At 35.5% G+C, this 14760-nt stretch carries 17 protein-coding genes and 1 riboswitch; of the genes, 8 read left to right on the forward strand and 9 right to left on the reverse strand.

What is annotated here, in order from left to right; translation table 11 throughout:
- Positions 1-166: 166 nt before the first annotated feature.
- Positions 167-586: a GerW family sporulation protein gene (locus ACERII_RS21145; RefSeq protein ID WP_373644955.1), complete on the forward strand. Its 420-nt coding sequence runs from the start codon at positions 167-169 to the stop codon at positions 584-586.
- Positions 587-786: 200 nt separating this feature from the next.
- Here the strand turns inward: ACERII_RS21145 and ACERII_RS21150 are convergent, their stop codons facing one another.
- Complete coding sequence (locus ACERII_RS21150) at positions 787-2619, reverse strand: LTA synthase family protein (protein ID WP_373644956.1); 1833 nt, start codon at positions 2617-2619, stop codon at positions 787-789.
- 284 nt (positions 2620-2903) lie between these two features.
- On the opposite strand from ACERII_RS21150, the gene ACERII_RS21155 reads away from it, so the two are divergent.
- Both ACERII_RS21155 and ACERII_RS21160 read left to right on the forward strand, forming a co-directional pair.
- Positions 2904-3134 carry a YozQ family protein gene (locus tag ACERII_RS21155; RefSeq protein WP_373644957.1) on the forward strand — a complete coding sequence of 77 codons (231 nt, stop codon included), beginning with the start codon at positions 2904-2906 and terminating at the stop codon, positions 3132-3134.
- Positions 3135-3155: 21 nt separating this feature from the next.
- On the forward strand, positions 3156-3410 hold the full coding sequence (locus ACERII_RS21160) for an alpha/beta-type small acid-soluble spore protein (RefSeq protein ID WP_373644958.1): 255 nt from the start codon (positions 3156-3158) through the stop codon (positions 3408-3410).
- A 52-nt stretch (positions 3411-3462) separates the two neighbouring features.
- On the opposite strand, the gene ACERII_RS21165 is transcribed toward ACERII_RS21160, so the two are convergent.
- The 3 genes from ACERII_RS21165 to ACERII_RS21175 all read right to left on the reverse strand — a co-directional run bounded on the left by ACERII_RS21165 (position 3463) and on the right by ACERII_RS21175 (position 4328).
- The gene (locus ACERII_RS21165) at positions 3463-3591 is read right to left on the reverse strand and encodes a hypothetical protein (RefSeq protein WP_373644959.1); all 129 of its coding nucleotides are present in this window, start codon (positions 3589-3591) and stop codon (positions 3463-3465) included.
- A gap of 22 nt (positions 3592-3613) precedes the next feature.
- A complete protein-coding gene (locus tag ACERII_RS21170; RefSeq protein ID WP_373644960.1) occupies positions 3614-3946 on the reverse strand; it encodes a hypothetical protein in 333 nt (110 codons plus the stop codon).
- A gap of 193 nt (positions 3947-4139) precedes the next feature.
- A complete protein-coding gene (locus ACERII_RS21175) occupies positions 4140-4328 on the reverse strand; it encodes an alpha/beta-type small acid-soluble spore protein (RefSeq protein ID WP_373644961.1) in 189 nt (62 codons plus the stop codon).
- A gap of 57 nt (positions 4329-4385) precedes the next feature.
- On the opposite strand from ACERII_RS21175, the gene ACERII_RS21180 reads away from it, so the two are divergent.
- The 4 genes from ACERII_RS21180 (at position 4386) to secY (ending at position 9515) form a co-directional block, all read left to right on the forward strand.
- Entirely contained in the window at positions 4386-4571 is a 186-nt protein-coding gene (locus ACERII_RS21180; protein WP_373644962.1) for a hypothetical protein, read from the forward strand.
- 224 nt (positions 4572-4795) lie between these two features.
- A riboswitch (SAM riboswitch) is annotated at positions 4796-4911 on the forward strand.
- Positions 4912-5087: 176 nt separating this feature from the next.
- Positions 5088-6401, forward strand: a complete 1314-nt coding sequence (locus ACERII_RS21185) for an O-acetylhomoserine aminocarboxypropyltransferase/cysteine synthase family protein (RefSeq protein ID WP_373644963.1) — start codon at positions 5088-5090, stop codon at positions 6399-6401.
- 60 nt (positions 6402-6461) lie between these two features.
- Complete coding sequence (locus tag ACERII_RS21190; protein ID WP_373644964.1) at positions 6462-7748, forward strand: homoserine dehydrogenase; 1287 nt, start codon at positions 6462-6464, stop codon at positions 7746-7748.
- Between the two features lie 465 nt (positions 7749-8213).
- A complete protein-coding gene (gene secY, locus ACERII_RS21195; RefSeq protein WP_373644965.1) occupies positions 8214-9515 on the forward strand; it encodes a preprotein translocase subunit SecY in 1302 nt (433 codons plus the stop codon).
- Positions 9516-9608: 93 nt separating this feature from the next.
- On the opposite strand, the gene ACERII_RS21200 is transcribed toward secY, so the two are convergent.
- Together ACERII_RS21200 and ACERII_RS21205 are read right to left on the reverse strand one after the other, a co-directional pair.
- On the reverse strand, positions 9609-10862 hold the full coding sequence (locus ACERII_RS21200) for an MFS transporter (RefSeq protein ID WP_373644966.1): 1254 nt from the start codon (positions 10860-10862) through the stop codon (positions 9609-9611).
- Positions 10863-11247: 385 nt separating this feature from the next.
- Positions 11248-12138 carry an ArsR/SmtB family transcription factor gene (locus ACERII_RS21205; protein WP_373644967.1) on the reverse strand — a complete coding sequence of 297 codons (891 nt, stop codon included), beginning with the start codon at positions 12136-12138 and terminating at the stop codon, positions 11248-11250.
- A gap of 192 nt (positions 12139-12330) precedes the next feature.
- Between ACERII_RS21205 and ACERII_RS21210 the strand changes: the two genes are divergently transcribed.
- A complete protein-coding gene (locus tag ACERII_RS21210) occupies positions 12331-12690 on the forward strand; it encodes a hypothetical protein (RefSeq protein ID WP_373644968.1) in 360 nt (119 codons plus the stop codon).
- Positions 12691-13011: 321 nt separating this feature from the next.
- Here ACERII_RS21210 and ACERII_RS21215 read toward each other — a convergent pair whose 3' ends face one another.
- The 3 genes from ACERII_RS21215 to ACERII_RS21225 form a co-directional block, all read right to left on the reverse strand.
- Entirely contained in the window at positions 13012-13572 is a 561-nt protein-coding gene (locus ACERII_RS21215) for an isoprenylcysteine carboxylmethyltransferase family protein (RefSeq protein ID WP_373644969.1), read from the reverse strand.
- 315 nt (positions 13573-13887) lie between these two features.
- Positions 13888-14274, reverse strand: coding sequence for a spore coat protein (locus ACERII_RS21220; protein WP_373644970.1), 387 nt, complete (start codon positions 14272-14274; stop codon positions 13888-13890).
- A 20-nt stretch (positions 14275-14294) separates the two neighbouring features.
- The gene (locus ACERII_RS21225; protein WP_373644971.1) at positions 14295-14582 is read right to left on the reverse strand and encodes a hypothetical protein; all 288 of its coding nucleotides are present in this window, start codon (positions 14580-14582) and stop codon (positions 14295-14297) included.
- Positions 14583-14760: the final 178 nt, after the last annotated feature.

The following is a 14760-nucleotide window of genomic DNA, read 5'->3' on the forward strand; positions in this document are numbered from 1 at the left end:
ACATGGTTGGATCGCACAGAAATCGCTAGAATCGCACATAATCTTGAGAAGTCCGTCAAAAAAAAATCTGAAACAAGAGTTTTTTACTAGATATGGTCATAATCAATAGGGATTTTCAACCTCCACGCAGAAATATTAGGTAATTAATGTAGAAGGGGAGATTGAAATGAAAAATGGGGCTTCCAAGGATACTCATGTGGAAACTAAGAGCAAAGACAATCAATATGAAATGCCAGTAAAACCTCTTTTTGACAAATTTGCAAAAAATAAAGATGTCAGTCTAGTGTTTGGTGAGCCAATTGTTTTAGAGAACAAACGTGTACTTCCTGTTGCGAAGGTAAGGTACTCTTTTGGTGGAGGTAGTGGCTTCACTGAAGGAACAGAAACCTCTCCATCTGGTCATGGAGGAGGGGGTGGAGGACATGTCTCCGTTACTCCCGTTGGTGTGTATGATATAACCCCTAAAAGCACCAAGTTTAAACCAGTTGTTGATGCGAAGCTTGGTGTATTATCCGTTTTAAGTCTTGGAGTATTTTTACTCTTATGGAAATCCAGAAAAAAAGAGAAGACCAACCGTCTTACTTAGTAAGTTTGGTTCAACAACATGGGGCCGATCGATGAATCTGGAAAACAAACAAAAGGAAGCCATAGAATTCAAATGTATGCTACAAATATTATTTGTACGGATTTCTCAAAAAATAGAATTCTTTTGTTCCAGCCGCATTTTTAAAAACTAAAAAAGGTGAATCAAAAGGAGTTAATACATCCGTTTGATTCACCTTTATCTTAATTTTTAAATCTAAACAAGTCCCCATATATGATCTGATCAGAGTAATACAACTCAGTAGATCCTCTTTCACGAAGGGGTTCACATAAATCTAAGGAAACTTCTTCCCCAGTTTCATAATCTAAACATACTTCATTTGTAAATATATACTCATCAGTAATTACTGTTCCGTCTCTTAGTACAGTAAAGTCTTCACGCTCTTCGGAAAATAAGTCACTTCCGAACATGATATGATCTCCTTCAGGAATACCTAACAAGTTGAGAAGGGTAGGCATGACATCAATTTGACCAGAAATAGTGTCCATTATTTTTCCTTTATGACCTGGAATGTGAATGATAAGAGGAACGCGATTTAGTTTTATTGCTTCATGAAGTGTTATTTCTTTGTCAAGAAACTTCTCGAGCTCTGGATAATGACTATTCGCGATACCGTAATGATCTCCGTAAATAACTAACATTGTATTGTCGTATAAGTCTTTTTCTTTTAATTGTTCAACTAGCACTCTTATAGCTTCATCTGTGTAACGAACAGTAGGAAAGTAATTATTTACAATATTACTTTCAGAATCAAAAGGCTGTATCATCATATCTTCTTCCTCTAGATGATATGGGAAATGATTCGTCAACGTTATCATTGTACTGTAAAATGGTTCTGATAATTCTGTAATGAAATCCATGGATTGTTCAACAAAGTCGATATCTTTCATGCCCCATCCTACTGAGTTACTCATGGAAATTTTATAATCGCTAAATGAATAAATATCTTCATAACCTATATTCGGATACATGACGTTTCGATTATAGAAGGTAATGTCATTGGCGTGAAAAACAGATGTGCTATATCCACGACTAGATAAAGTCTCTGGTAATGCACGATATTCATTATCATCATGAGTTAGGAAAACAGCACCTCTACCTAATGGGTACAAAGAATTATTAACCAAAAACTCTGCATCAGAAGTTTTCCCCTGCCCTGTTTGATAATAAAAGTTATCGAAGTAATAGCTTTCTTCGATTAGCTCGTTTAAAAATGGTGTAATCTCTTCCCCATGAAGTGTTTCCTCAATAACAAAGCTCTCAAGGGATTCAACGGAGACCACAATAACGTTCATATCCTTCGCTACTCCATACATTTCTAAGCTAGAAGGAATTTCTGTGGACTCAAGATAATCTGTAATAGATGTCCAATCATCTTTTTCTGAAAAAACATTTTGCGTACTTGTTTGTGTATGAACGAATGCGTCATACACATAAAAATTGTATAAACCCATTGTTTGAATAAGTTGATTTCGGTTAAAAGCATGCGCTTTATCTACTGAAGTGAATTGATAAATACCTATTGTAGCGATAATTACCACTAATGTAGCAATTGCTTTTGACTTTTGGAAAGAAATTTTCGATACGGACAGTGGGAATGGTTTTTTCCAAATAAAGTATAGGAGTACAAATATATCGATAAAGTAAAAAATGTCATACCATTGAATCAATGCGAAAATGCTAGTGGTTAAATCCCCCATATTGGAGCTCATTAACAGCATGGGTAATGTGATAATATCACTAAATTCTCTAAAGTAAACAACATTGGAATATAAGACAATGGATAATGTGAGGGTAACAAACATAAAATACTTCCACTGAAATTTTTTATTAAAAAAGAGACCTATACTGAAAATAATGAACAGAAACAACAAAGGATTTATTGCAAAGATAATTGCTTCTATGAATTGATTTATATTTATATCAAAAGTTAGAGTAGATACGATAAATGTTTTAAACCAAAGTAATACAAAGCAGAATACCATGAATGAATGGGTCTTGATGAAAGTTTTCACAAGAGTAACCTCTCTTCCTATGACTTATCCATTAAAATGGAAATATCATTGTATCATTTTAAAGCAAATGTACTGAATTACGCAATAAAAGATTCATATTTTACAATAAATTAGAGATTGTTTTAACGGAATTTTAATAAAGAAGATAATTTTTAATAAATTTCTTAAAAATAAGGGGAGTTTGAAGAGATCTGAATCATTTTGTGGTTTTTAAAAAGATATTCTCTTTTATATCATAAATTTGTTCTTTTAGCGAATCATAAGAACTGATAGGAGGCGATTGTATGAACAAGAAAACAGATAAGAAATCAGAAAAAATTGCTGAAAAATCTTATGAACCCGCGAATTACCAAAGTAATGATGAGACAGAAAAAGGATTAGCAATTACCCACGAACAAGTTTCTGACGCATATATGGAAGGAACAATCGATGGCTCCATCGATCAAGTAGACAAAAATGGAGAGTTGAAAAGTGATGCAGGAGAAAAGATTAAAAGAAAAGGTTTTGATGAATAACGGAAATTTGGAGGGGGTATCATGGCAAGAAGAAATAAAATATTGATTCCTGAAGCTCGTGAAGGGCTAGATCGTCTTAAAGCACAAGTGACCAACTCTATGAGTCCAGAAAATGCAAAGTATGAGGTAGCAAAGGAACAGGGAATACCTCTAAAAAAGGGTTATAATGGAGAAATAAGGGCAAAAGATGCAGGGAAAATAGGCGGAAGTATTGGTGGAAACATGGTTCGTGAAATGGTAAAAATGGCCGAACAGCAGTTGAATAAAAGACAATAAATTTGTGTGAAAAAAGAAACAGCCCAAAGGTGAACTACCTTTGGGCTGTTTCTTATTCAAATGCTTTAATTCCTAAGCCGAAGTGTATTATAAAAAACACTATCACCATCATCAGTAGACCAAAAGTAAGTCCACGAAGTGCTTCTTTAACAAATAGATCGTCATTCTTATTTACTTTCATTTTTTATCCTCCTAGTAATTTGTTATTGAAGTATTTGGGAGGATGAGAGTACTAAATCAACTTTGTTATAGATGGAGAAGACTATATACTTTAACTTTTGTTTAGCAATGTAATCAGTATAAATGAATAATATAGCATTAATGTTTTCTTCTGCTTCTGTAAACAAAATGGGGTAGTTGATATAGATCTTTTTTATTTCATCGAGATCCGTTAGTGTCTTAGCTATCTCCATTGTTTCATGATCTATTGCGATCTTAGTTATGTATTTATCAGATGCAGCATAAGTGGACGGAATAGTGATGGAAAAGCTTGTTAGTACAATAAGTATAAGAGTTACTATGGTTTTCCTTAACACGTATTCTCCGACCCTTCTATTTGATGATAAACAAATTATATACGAATGAAACTCTAAATAAAAGGTGGAAAATAGCGGTTACCTTCAGTGGAGAGTTAACCTGTTACGCAAAGTATGCATTTTGGCTTATCTTCACCAAAAAAAAGCGCGTAGAATAAAATCTACGCGCTTATCCAAATATGATGTTTTCTAATTAAAATTGTTGTTCAGCTTGTTGTACAAGACGCTTTGTGATCTCCCCACCTACAGAACCATTAGCGCGAGAAGTCGCATCGGCACCAAGATTTACACCAAATTCTTGGGCAATCTCATACTTCATTTGATCCAATGCTTGTTGTACTCCTGGTACTAGAAGTTGATTGCTATTGTTGTTTTGTGCCATCTGTATCACCTCGCTTTGTTTTAGGTTACTACTAGTATGGTTGCAGAGAGAAATCATATGCAAAACGAAGCATGGCAATATTTTCCCACTATCTTCTTTGAAGCTATAATGCTTGATATGAGCGCATTTGTAGTAAGTTATAAAATTCTTTATTACATTGGTTATGTTAAAGAAAGTGTTGCTATGTACAATGTTGATTTTCCTGAAGGTCAGAGACTTGTTGAAAACCTACATAGTCTTTAATATAAGACGTTCGCAGTTATTTTAGAAGAGGATGAGTGAAAAAAGACGTTTGTATAGAAATAAATCTAATACATGGCACTTCAACCAACATCAACGTTTAACAGAGCCTATTTTAAAATTCGGGAATTTTCATGTAAAACTATTGACGATCATTTTCAAAAGTGGTAGTATTCGAAATAATTGGTAAATTATATAACAAATTAAAAATTACATAGAAGATTTTACTCTTATCAAGAGAGGTGGAGGGACAGGCCCGATGAAACCCAGCAACCACTGAAGGTTATTAAAGCTTCAGAAGGTGCTAATTCCTACAAAACTAGTTGGTTTTGAAAGATGAGAGAAAGGATATAAGCATCTACCCTTTCTCTTATAAAGAGAAAGGTTTTTTTCGTAAATGGGGCTAAAGTAACTAAATAAAGATGTTTGTCATTAAGCACTTATAGACAAGATCTTCTTACATAAAGAATGTTTTTAGGAAATGGAGAAATCAAAAAAATATAAATGGAGGAATGAATGATGAGTAAAGAACAAAATTTTGAAGGTTATAGTGTGGAAACACAATTATTACACGGAGGTCAGGAGCCAGACCCAACAACGGGTTCGAGAGCAGTTCCCATTTATCAGACAACTTCTTATGTTTTCCGCGACACAGAACATGCTGAGAATCTGTTTGGTCTTAAAGAGCAAGGGAATATTTACAGTCGAATCATGAATCCAACTGTAGATGTTTTTGAAAAAAGAATCGCATTACTTGAAGAAGGGGTTGCCGCAGTTGCTACTTCGTCAGGTATGTCTGCCATTGCTCTATCTATTTTAAATATTGCTGGTGCTGGAGATGAAATTGTTGCCGCAACAAACCTATATGGTGGTACATATAATCTTTTCTCCACAACATTACCTAGATATGGAATTACTGTTCATTTTGTAGACGCGAGTAATCCGGAAAACTTCAAAGAAGCAATAAATGAGAATACAAAAGCAATTTTTGCAGAAACAATTGGAAATCCAAGCCTACAAGTTCTAGATATTGCTGGAGTAGCAAATGTTGCGCATGATGCTGGTCTTCCACTTATTATCGATAATACGTTTGGAACTCCCTATACGGTAAAACCAATTGCACATGGCGCGGATATTGTTATTCACTCTGCGACAAAGTGGATTGGTGGCCATGGAACTTCTATCGGAGGAGTTGTGGTAGATGGAGGGAAGTTTGATTGGAACTCTGAGAAATACCCTAGTTTTACAGAACCAGACAGAAGCTACAACGGAATAACATATGCAAAAGATGTTGGAGAAGCAGCGTTTGCAATCAAGTTCCGAGTTCAATTGTTACGTGATTTCGGAGCTTGTCTAAGTCCTTATAACGCGTTCCAATTACTCCAAGGCTTAGAAACACTTCATTTACGTGTGCAGAGACACAACGATAATGCACTTGCTCTTGCGAAAAAATTAGAAGAACACCCTGCCGTTGCTTGGGTTTCTTATCCAGGTTTAGAATCTCACCCTTCCCATAAACATGCTTCTCAGTTATTAAAAGGTGGATACGGTTCTATCGTTATTTTCGGAATTAAAGGTGGAAAAGATGCAGGTCGCAAGCTCATCGATAATGTTGCCTTATGGTCGCATCTTGCAAATGTGGGAGATGCAAAAAGTTTAATTATTCACCCTGCAACAACAACACATCAACAATTGTCAGGGGAAGAGTTAGTAGCAACAGGGGTAACAGAAGATATGGTCCGTTTATCTGTTGGAATTGAAAATGTAGACGATTTATTAAAAGATTTAGATCAAGCGTTAGAAAAGGCAACAGGGAAGGCATTAGCAAAATAAGTGCATGTTTGGTACTTAAAAACAGCTTGTAAGTCATAACAAGAAAAGGGGTTTGATTCAATGAGTCATCCAGTATATAAATTAGCAATCATTGGTTTTGGAACAGTGGGAGAAGGAGTGTATCAAACACTATTGAAGAAATCAGAAAAAATAGCAGCAATATTAGGGCGACCAATAACAATCCCCTTTGTTCTTGTAAAAGATCAACTTAGAATGCGTAACGTATCGAGTATTACAAAAATTACTCATTCTTTTTCAGATATATTAGATGAATCAAATCTTGATGTAGTAGTAGAGGCTACACCTGACGCAAGTACTGCTTATCCGTATGTAACTAAACTATTGGAGAAAAGTATCTCGGTAATCTCTGCTAATAAAGAACTAATCGCCAAGCACGGGGAAGAGCTTCATAAACTTGCAAAAGAGAATGATTGTCAATTGTTATATGAAGCTGCCGTAGCTGGTGGGATACCTTTATTAAATACATTACGACATACATTAAAAACTAATAGTATCCAAAAACTAGAAGGAATATTAAATGGTACCTCTAACTTTATTTTAACCAAAATGAGAGAAGAAGCATCGAGTTTTGAAGTAGCTCTTGCAGAAGCACAGGAGAATGGTTATGCAGAAGCAATTCCAGATAAAGATGTAGACGGCTGGGATGCATACTACAAAACGTGCATACTAAGTCAGTGGATATTTGGCTGTTCTCCTGTGTGGAACTCTGAAAAACCAGTAGGGATAAGAGAAGTAGATGCAATCGATATATCATTAGCTGAGAATTTAAAAGCGAGAATAAAACATGTTGCTTCACTTCAAAAAGTTGAAAATTGTGTACGTGCTTCTATTCAGCCAACCCTCGTTTTTGAAGGTCACCCTTTATATAGTGTAGAGGATGTAAATAACGGTATATATATAGAAGGAAGTATCGTTGGTCCAGTGACGTTACAGGGGCCAGGAGCTGGGAAGTATCCTACATCGAGTGCCGTTGTGGAGGATGTAGTTAATTTTCTTTCAGAAAGAAACGAACCCTCTCTTCCAAAGGGAATTCAATTTCTGAAAGATGGGTTTGAAGATAGTGATAGCTCATTTCAGGAGAAACCTAATTTGTTTTTTCTAACTGCTCCTAATGGTTTGTCGAATCATTTAACAACGATGGGCTTTGATGTAATTAAGTCAGTTGTTCAGTTGGGGAAAAAATATGGAGCACTCGTAACTTCAGGCTCTACTAAGTTAGAACGTATAAAAACACTATGTAATGAATTAGAAATACAAGTATATCCAGTATTACTTGGGAAAAATGATAGTGTTGAAAAATATTATTTTAAAGAAAAAGCTATCTAACCTCTAAGGCAATGTTTCACAAAGTGGACACATTGCCTTTATTCTTAGTTGGTTGGTTTCATCCTTAGTCCTAGTAGTTACTATCACTAGATATAATTGGGCCTTGCTAGTAGGAATTTGTCTTGAAACAGGGTTTACGAGACAAATTAACAATGGAGTTGAACCGATTTGTTTTTTTACTTCTCTAACACACAAATAAGTATTTTTAGGATAACCTAATAATTAAGCGTTTACAAAATTATAACTTAAGTGTATTCTATTTGAAGAAACTAGGAAAAGTAGAATTACAATGTAACAAAAAATTTTGTTAGTAGTAACATAGTGATTACTTTCAGATTAGTAAATTATTACTATTTTTGTAATTTCAAAAAAAAATCAAAATTTTACAAGATTTTATGATATTCTATTAGAAATGAAATTAATAGTTTATTTCTATTCATACAAAAAAAGGTAGAGGTGCTGCAGATGTTTAGTACAATCCGCAATATTTTTCGCGTGGGAGACCTGCGCAACAAGATTATTTTCACATTATTAATGTTGGTCGTGTTCCGGATTGGTGCACATATACCAGCACCAGGGGTAGACGCAAGCCGACTTGATTTTGAGGGTCTTGCAGCGTTTGGATTTATCAATACATTTGGTGGGGGAGCCCTAGAGAATTTCTCTATATTTGCAACAGGTATTATGCCTTATATTACTGCATCCATTATTGTGCAACTTTTACGTTTAGATGTAGTTCCTAAATTTGCTGAATGGGCAAAAGAAGGCGAGCCTGGAAGAAAGAAACTAGCTCAAGTAACACGTTACGGAACGATTGGAATTGCATTTTTCCAAGCCTTAGCATTATCCATTGGTTTTAACAACTTAATGCCAGGACTAGTTCCAAACCCTACTGTTATCACATATTTACTAATTGCAGTCGTGTTAACAGCTGGTACAGCTTTCCTTATGTGGTTAGGAGAGCAGATTACTATTAAAGGTATTGGGAATGGGATATCCATTCTAATCTTTGGTGGTATTGCAGCTGGTATACCAACAGGAGCAACTCAAATTTATGCACAATACATTGCTGAAGCTGGAGACCAACTTTTCTTAAATCTAGTAGTTATAACATTAATTTTACTAGCTATTATTGCAATAATCGTTGCTGTCATTTTTGTTCAACAAGCAGTTCGTAAAGTGCCGGTTCAATATGCGAAAAAAATGGCTGCTGGTGGACGCCCAACTGGTGGACAATCTACTCATTTACCATTAAAAGTTAATGCAGCTGGGGTAATTCCTGTTATCTTTGCATCAGCATTGTTCTTTATGCCACAAACAATTGCTGGGATCTTTGGAGCAGATAGTTCTCTTGCTCAGACAATTATTAATATCTTTGCACTAGATAATCCATGGGGTATGTTATTTTATGCAGTATTAATTATTGCTTTTGCATATTTCTATACATTTGTACAAATTAATCCTGAGCAAATGGCTGATAATTTGAAACGTCAAAATGGATTTATTCCAGGTATCCGTCCAGGAAAAACAACAGAAAAATTTATCGTAAAAGTCTTATACCGTTTAACGTTTGTAGGATCCTTATTCCTTGCAACAGTTGCTATCATTCCGCTTATTTTCACAGCGGCAATGGGGTTACCACCTGCAGTTCAAATTGGTGGAACAGGCTTACTAATCGTAGTTGGTGTAGCCTTAGATACAATGAAGCAAGTAGAAAGCCAATTAATCGACCGTCGTTACAGTGGATTCTTAAAAAGATCGTCATAATAATATATAAACCACAAAATTTTACAAGCAAAAACACATGTGATTCACAAGATCGCATGTGTTTTTTTATGTGTAAAACTATTAGATTATCTATTAATTAGCCGTCTGCTCCGCAACTGGGACTCTATTATCCAACTTCTCTTCCAACGGTACATTCAATTGATAATATATTTTCGAATTCCATGCGATGATCGTTGCTACAATTATTAAACCACCTAACGATACAAAAAGGATGGTGAAATTATAGAGCTCTGCTAATACACCACCTAAACCAGCACCTAAAGGTATACCAGTTTGTGCAAGTAAGGCTCGAACGGTGAATACTCTTCCTCGAATGTTTTCAGGAACACGTTTTTGATAAAACGTCGTGTTGTTAATGGTAAAAATAACTGCAAAGATACCTTGTAACATGGAGATAACGAAAGCGAGCCAAATGTTTGTCACTATGCCAAGTAGAAGTAGTAAGACGCCTCCTAGTGACAAACTCCCCAACATAACAAAGCGAAGGTTTTTTGGTGTTTTGAACATTCCTGTTACAAAGGAACCAAACACCATTCCGCAGGAAAATAACGACATAAATAAACCATATTGAAATTCAGTTCCTTTTAAATGCTCTAATATATATGGGAGAAACATAGGTTGTGCAGCTCCTGTGCTGAAGTTAATAACCATCATCAATATACCAATCCAAAATAGAACAGGGTAGATTTTGAAGAAACCAAGGCCTTCTTTAAACATAGGTAACCAGGATGAACGAGCCTCTATTTTTTCGCGAACCGTATTTTCAATAAAGAAGAGGAGGATGCCCGAAATAGTTACAGCAGTAATCAAAATGGTTATTACAATAACTGGTCCAAACAAGGTTAGGAGAAGACCACCTAAAGCAGGTCCAATAAGCATCATTGTCTGCATGGTTCCTTCCAAAATGGAGTTTCCTCTGTGAAGAACTTCTTTTGGAAGGAGTTTAGCTACATAGGCCATACTTGACGGACGAAATAAAGGTTCGGCAATTCCTGTTATCATTGCAGCAAAAAATAAAACGGATAAATGGATATTATCAAAGACTAATAATAATCCAGGGATTAAAAACGCTACTGCTCTCAGCCATTCTGATATAATCATTACTGTTTTATATTGAAATCTATCAATATATGGTCCAGCAAATAGATTAGTAAGTAGGCTTGGAACCATAAAAGAAATCCAAATCATACTCATTGCTATTTTTGATCCTGATATTTCGTACACGAGCCATGAGAGAATGAACGTTGCAAACGTACCACCTAAACCAGATGCAGCTTGCGCAATCCAAAGAAATAGAAATGATCGTTGAAAGAATAAAGATTTCATGTTGAATCCTCCATATTTATTTTTTAGCTATGTTAAACGTGGATGTTCATTTTTACTCCAGGTTGCTCGCTTTCCTTGGGGCGAACCGCAAGCCTCCTCGGTCGTTACCTCCCTGTGGGGTCTCGCCTGGCCCGCTTATCCCCTAGGAGTCTCGCACCTTCCGTAAAAATCAACATTGTCCTTTAACATAGCCATTTTTTTAAAGGCTACCCTGAAAATAGGTGGGATCATGGTAGTCAAACTTATCTAGTATGACTAACTTTGATGGTTTGTATTCTATTCGCTTCGGTCCACTCCACTCCTTTGCACCCAAGGACACAAGTGCGATATCCGTTCCTTCTTCACGGTGTCTTCTATGCTAGGGGTCTGCCGAGCTACCGGCGGCTCATTCTTCTCGATCTTTTATATAGGCTAATAGACGCCCCTCCATTTCTGATAGTCCTTGTTCCCGAAAGGTATAATAATCTTGTTTTCCCTGATTGACGTGTATGTTGACTAGTCCTGCTGCGCGTAATGCGATGAGATGATGATGGACGGTGCTTTTGGCTAGACCAATAAACTGATGTATTGTCTTAAATGTTTGAGGACCAGACTCTATAAATTTTAAGATCTGAAGACGGTTTTCATCAGATAGTGCTCTTTGTACTCTAAACATTATTGGTGGTAATGTTTCGTAATCTCCAATAATCTCTTCGGCCGAATACTGATAGGCATGATGCCTTTCATTACAATGAAACATTACGATAGGTCTTGCATGATACTGCGGAATCAGAGAAACTTCCAAGTCATCCGGTAGATTCTCCAGTAGTAACCCTTTCGTTACATTATTAATGACCTTTTGAGGGTCTTGGTTTTCTATTATTTTTTTAACCTCTTCTTGTTTCTTATGAAGTTGTTCAAAAAGCAGTGGATCCAAAAGAGAAAAATAATGATCATACCATGTTTTGAGAAATGGATAGACGCTTTTCATCGAATAGGGTGGTTTTGGGAAGTCAATATTGCGATAAGCGTCATCATCTTGATTCACCCATTTTAATAAATCATCTACTGTTTTTCCAGGTACATATCCACTATGGATACAGCTATGAACCCATGTAAGGGTATTTGATAACTCCTTATCTTTTAGTTGATCCTTCCATTCAGTCGGTAGCTTCTTGCTTACATCTTTTCTCCACTTCAATCCCAAATCAGTTTTTTTACAAAAAGAAGGTAATTCAAACAAGTACAAACTTAGCATGAATTCCAATTGAATATTGAATTTTGAGGTGACTTTCATATCAGTTCGACTCCAATCGAATAGAAGTATTTATAGTTCGATGATAATCGAACAAAACAAAAAATACAAGAATAAATTACCTGAAAATGAAAAATATATGAATACCTAGTAGTAATAATTAAAAAAACTATTACGTTATCTTTAAACAATCAAAACTCTTGTCATGTACTTTAGAAGTGGGAGGGGAGTTCTTTGAAAAAAAGGCTAGTTATGATGGGATTACTTTGTTTTATGATTTTATATCAGGCTTTTCATGAACTGACGATTTTTTATGACATGGAAGCAAAACAGAATGAGGAAACAATCGTACCACAAGTTAACTTAAACATTAATTCGTTGATATACAAGAACGATACCCACGTAGATTTAATAAACTCCAGAGGTAGTACAGTTTCATATTTACCTGATAATGTTACAGAGTGTAAAAGTAACTGTATCCCACTGACAATAAAGATAAATGAGATACCGAGTCGATATAAAACAGAATGTATTTTGAATAACGCAGTTGGTTTTAAAGCATTAGGAAGTTCCGATTCCTCTTGTGAATACTAGCAAGGGAAGTTGTAAACATGGTGTGGAGAAGCATTTAACTCCTTGAAAAATGCTAACGCATTTTTATGCTGTGGTTTCAAGGTTGCTTAATCAAAGCCCTGTGGGAAGCAGAGCAGAGGCTCGGCAACTCCCCACAAGAAAGGGAGTGGGCAGTAGCGAATGGAATAATAGCCAACAATATTAGGGATACTAGATAAGTTAACCACCAATTGAGCAACGTATTTTCAGGGTAGACCTAGAAAATGATCGATCAAATAGAAAGGGCGAACTCAAGTGACAACCTTAGAGTTCGCCCTATTACTATTAATAAGAAAAACATTATTAATATACAAACGGCAATAGTCTGAAGCGATGCTTACACCAATAGGCGTAAATTTCACCATATCTTTTGGAATAAAATGATTCTTCTAACGTCATACGATAGTGAAGAGCAGTTCCAACAAAGATAAATGTTATTAGTATGGAAAGCCAATTTCCACTTAAATATATACAGATTCCTTGTGTAATGAAGAAGAAACCCATATGAAATGGATGCCTAGTAAACCGAAAAGGTCCGCTGCTATAAAGGGGTCTGTTTTCAATAATGACCATTTTTCTTGTGAAATGTTGCTTTGTTAGAAAATAAGTCCAATATCTTAATAACAGCCCTATGAATATGAATGATACACCAGTCATCTGAGACCAAAGTGTTATTTCTTCAGAAAATCTCCCAAGTAGATAGCTAGAAAGAATTGCACTCATAAACATGAATGGAAGAAGTGCTTTCACATAGATAGTATTTTTCGAAACCTCCTTTTTCTTCTTTGCTGTTTCTTCAAAGACAAACCATTCTAATAACCACGCTGTAAGGAGAATTATGAAAAATAGAGTTGTAATATTCATATTATTAGGATGTACTAAATGAGTAAAAATAAACCATGGAAAGTGCAAAAGTTGGTATATCGTAAAATTATTTTATCTTAAGACTATCCTGAAAATACGCATTAAATATTGAAGGTAAACTATCAAATATTACTAACTTTGTCTGTATGTATTCCATTCGCTTCAGCCTGTTCGCTGTCCTGTGGGGAGTTGCCGTGGCTCCTCCAATTGGCCTTAGAGCAGCCCACGTCCTCATCTCTCATGGTGTAAATCCCCATCTATATGGAGGTCTGTAATCTAATAAAAAGCTTGGACGAAATGTCCAAGCTCGTTGTATTACTGCTGTTGGTTATCTTGAGTTGTATAAGGAATTTGAGATTGGTACCCAGTAAATTGTTGATAAGATTGAGAAAGAGTTTGTTGTTTTTCTGCTTCAAAACTGTACCAACCTTTTTCAAACATTAAGTTAAACAAATCACGCTGACATTGCTGTGTATCAATGAAGATTTGCTCCAGGTCGGAATAAAATGCTTGGTGACTTGCTTCATTCATAGCAACAGAGTAGTTATTTGTCATGTACTTTTCCGTTGCTAAAATATCATTTATATAATCTCGGTCATTCATTTGAGGTGTTTCTGGAACTTGAGTTTTTGGATTTTGTATTTTAGACGATTGCTGTTGCCCCTGTGACTGTTGACCTTGGAATTGTTGTTGGTTATTCATAATGTTTGTTCCTCCTTCCATTATTGTAGCGGTTGAGACATTTGTTGGCTTTGTTGTTGATTTAAGTGATTTAACAGCATTTGGTAATGCTTATAGTGCATCTTACCAGCCTGCTCAACTGCTTGAGATACTTGCTGATCCGTACATTGCTGAGCAAAAGCATGTGCTTTTTTCATCGCTAACAAGTTCCACGAAAGCATATCCGTAATATATAGATGATCTTTACTTGTTATAACATTCGGTGGTTCAGGCATAATGTTTTGTTGCTGCTGTCCTTGATTCATGCCCATATTTTGTTGCTGTTGCATGCGTATTCCTCCCTTTTTTGAGTATGACTAAACGTCATTTTATATTGTTCTCCTAGATGATCAACCTATTCCAGAAAAACATTGTAAAATAGTAATGACACAATTTGTTCAAAAAATAGTGGGTTTTATTAAGATGTATAACAAAATACAAAAAATATATAATTTTCAGTTATTAGTC

The sequence above is a fragment of the Evansella sp. AB-rgal1 genome, assembly GCF_041820985.1.
Classification (GTDB): Bacteria; Bacillota; Bacilli; order Bacillales; family Salisediminibacteriaceae; genus Evansella.

Excerpts from the sequence above, each read along its gene's own strand:
- ACERII_RS21145 (WP_373644955.1), top strand. The coding sequence starts at position 167 with ATGAAAAATGGGGCTTCCAAGGATACTCATGTGGAAACTAAGAGCAAA.
- ACERII_RS21155 (WP_373644957.1), top strand. The coding sequence starts at position 2,904 with ATGAACAAGAAAACAGATAAGAAATCAGAAAAAATTGCTGAAAAATCT.
- ACERII_RS21160 (WP_373644958.1), top strand. The coding sequence starts at position 3,156 with ATGGCAAGAAGAAATAAAATATTGATTCCTGAAGCTCGTGAAGGGCTA.
- ACERII_RS21165 (WP_373644959.1), bottom strand. The coding sequence starts at position 3,591 with ATGAAAGTAAATAAGAATGACGATCTATTTGTTAAAGAAGCACTTCGT.
- ACERII_RS21175 (WP_373644961.1), bottom strand. The coding sequence starts at position 4,328 with ATGGCACAAAACAACAATAGCAATCAACTTCTAGTACCAGGAGTACAA.
- ACERII_RS21180 (WP_373644962.1), top strand. The coding sequence starts at position 4,386 with ATGCAAAACGAAGCATGGCAATATTTTCCCACTATCTTCTTTGAAGCT.
- ACERII_RS21185 (WP_373644963.1), top strand. The coding sequence starts at position 5,088 with ATGAGTAAAGAACAAAATTTTGAAGGTTATAGTGTGGAAACACAATTA.
- ACERII_RS21190 (WP_373644964.1), top strand. The coding sequence starts at position 6,462 with ATGAGTCATCCAGTATATAAATTAGCAATCATTGGTTTTGGAACAGTG.
- secY (WP_373644965.1), top strand. The coding sequence starts at position 8,214 with ATGTTTAGTACAATCCGCAATATTTTTCGCGTGGGAGACCTGCGCAAC.
- ACERII_RS21200 (WP_373644966.1), bottom strand. The coding sequence starts at position 10,862 with ATGAAATCTTTATTCTTTCAACGATCATTTCTATTTCTTTGGATTGCG.
- ACERII_RS21205 (WP_373644967.1), bottom strand. The coding sequence starts at position 12,138 with ATGAAAGTCACCTCAAAATTCAATATTCAATTGGAATTCATGCTAAGT.
- ACERII_RS21215 (WP_373644969.1), bottom strand. The coding sequence starts at position 13,572 with ATGAATATTACAACTCTATTTTTCATAATTCTCCTTACAGCGTGGTTA.
- ACERII_RS21220 (WP_373644970.1), bottom strand. The coding sequence starts at position 14,274 with ATGAATAACCAACAACAATTCCAAGGTCAACAGTCACAGGGGCAACAG.
- ACERII_RS21225 (WP_373644971.1), bottom strand. The coding sequence starts at position 14,582 with ATGCAACAGCAACAAAATATGGGCATGAATCAAGGACAGCAGCAACAA.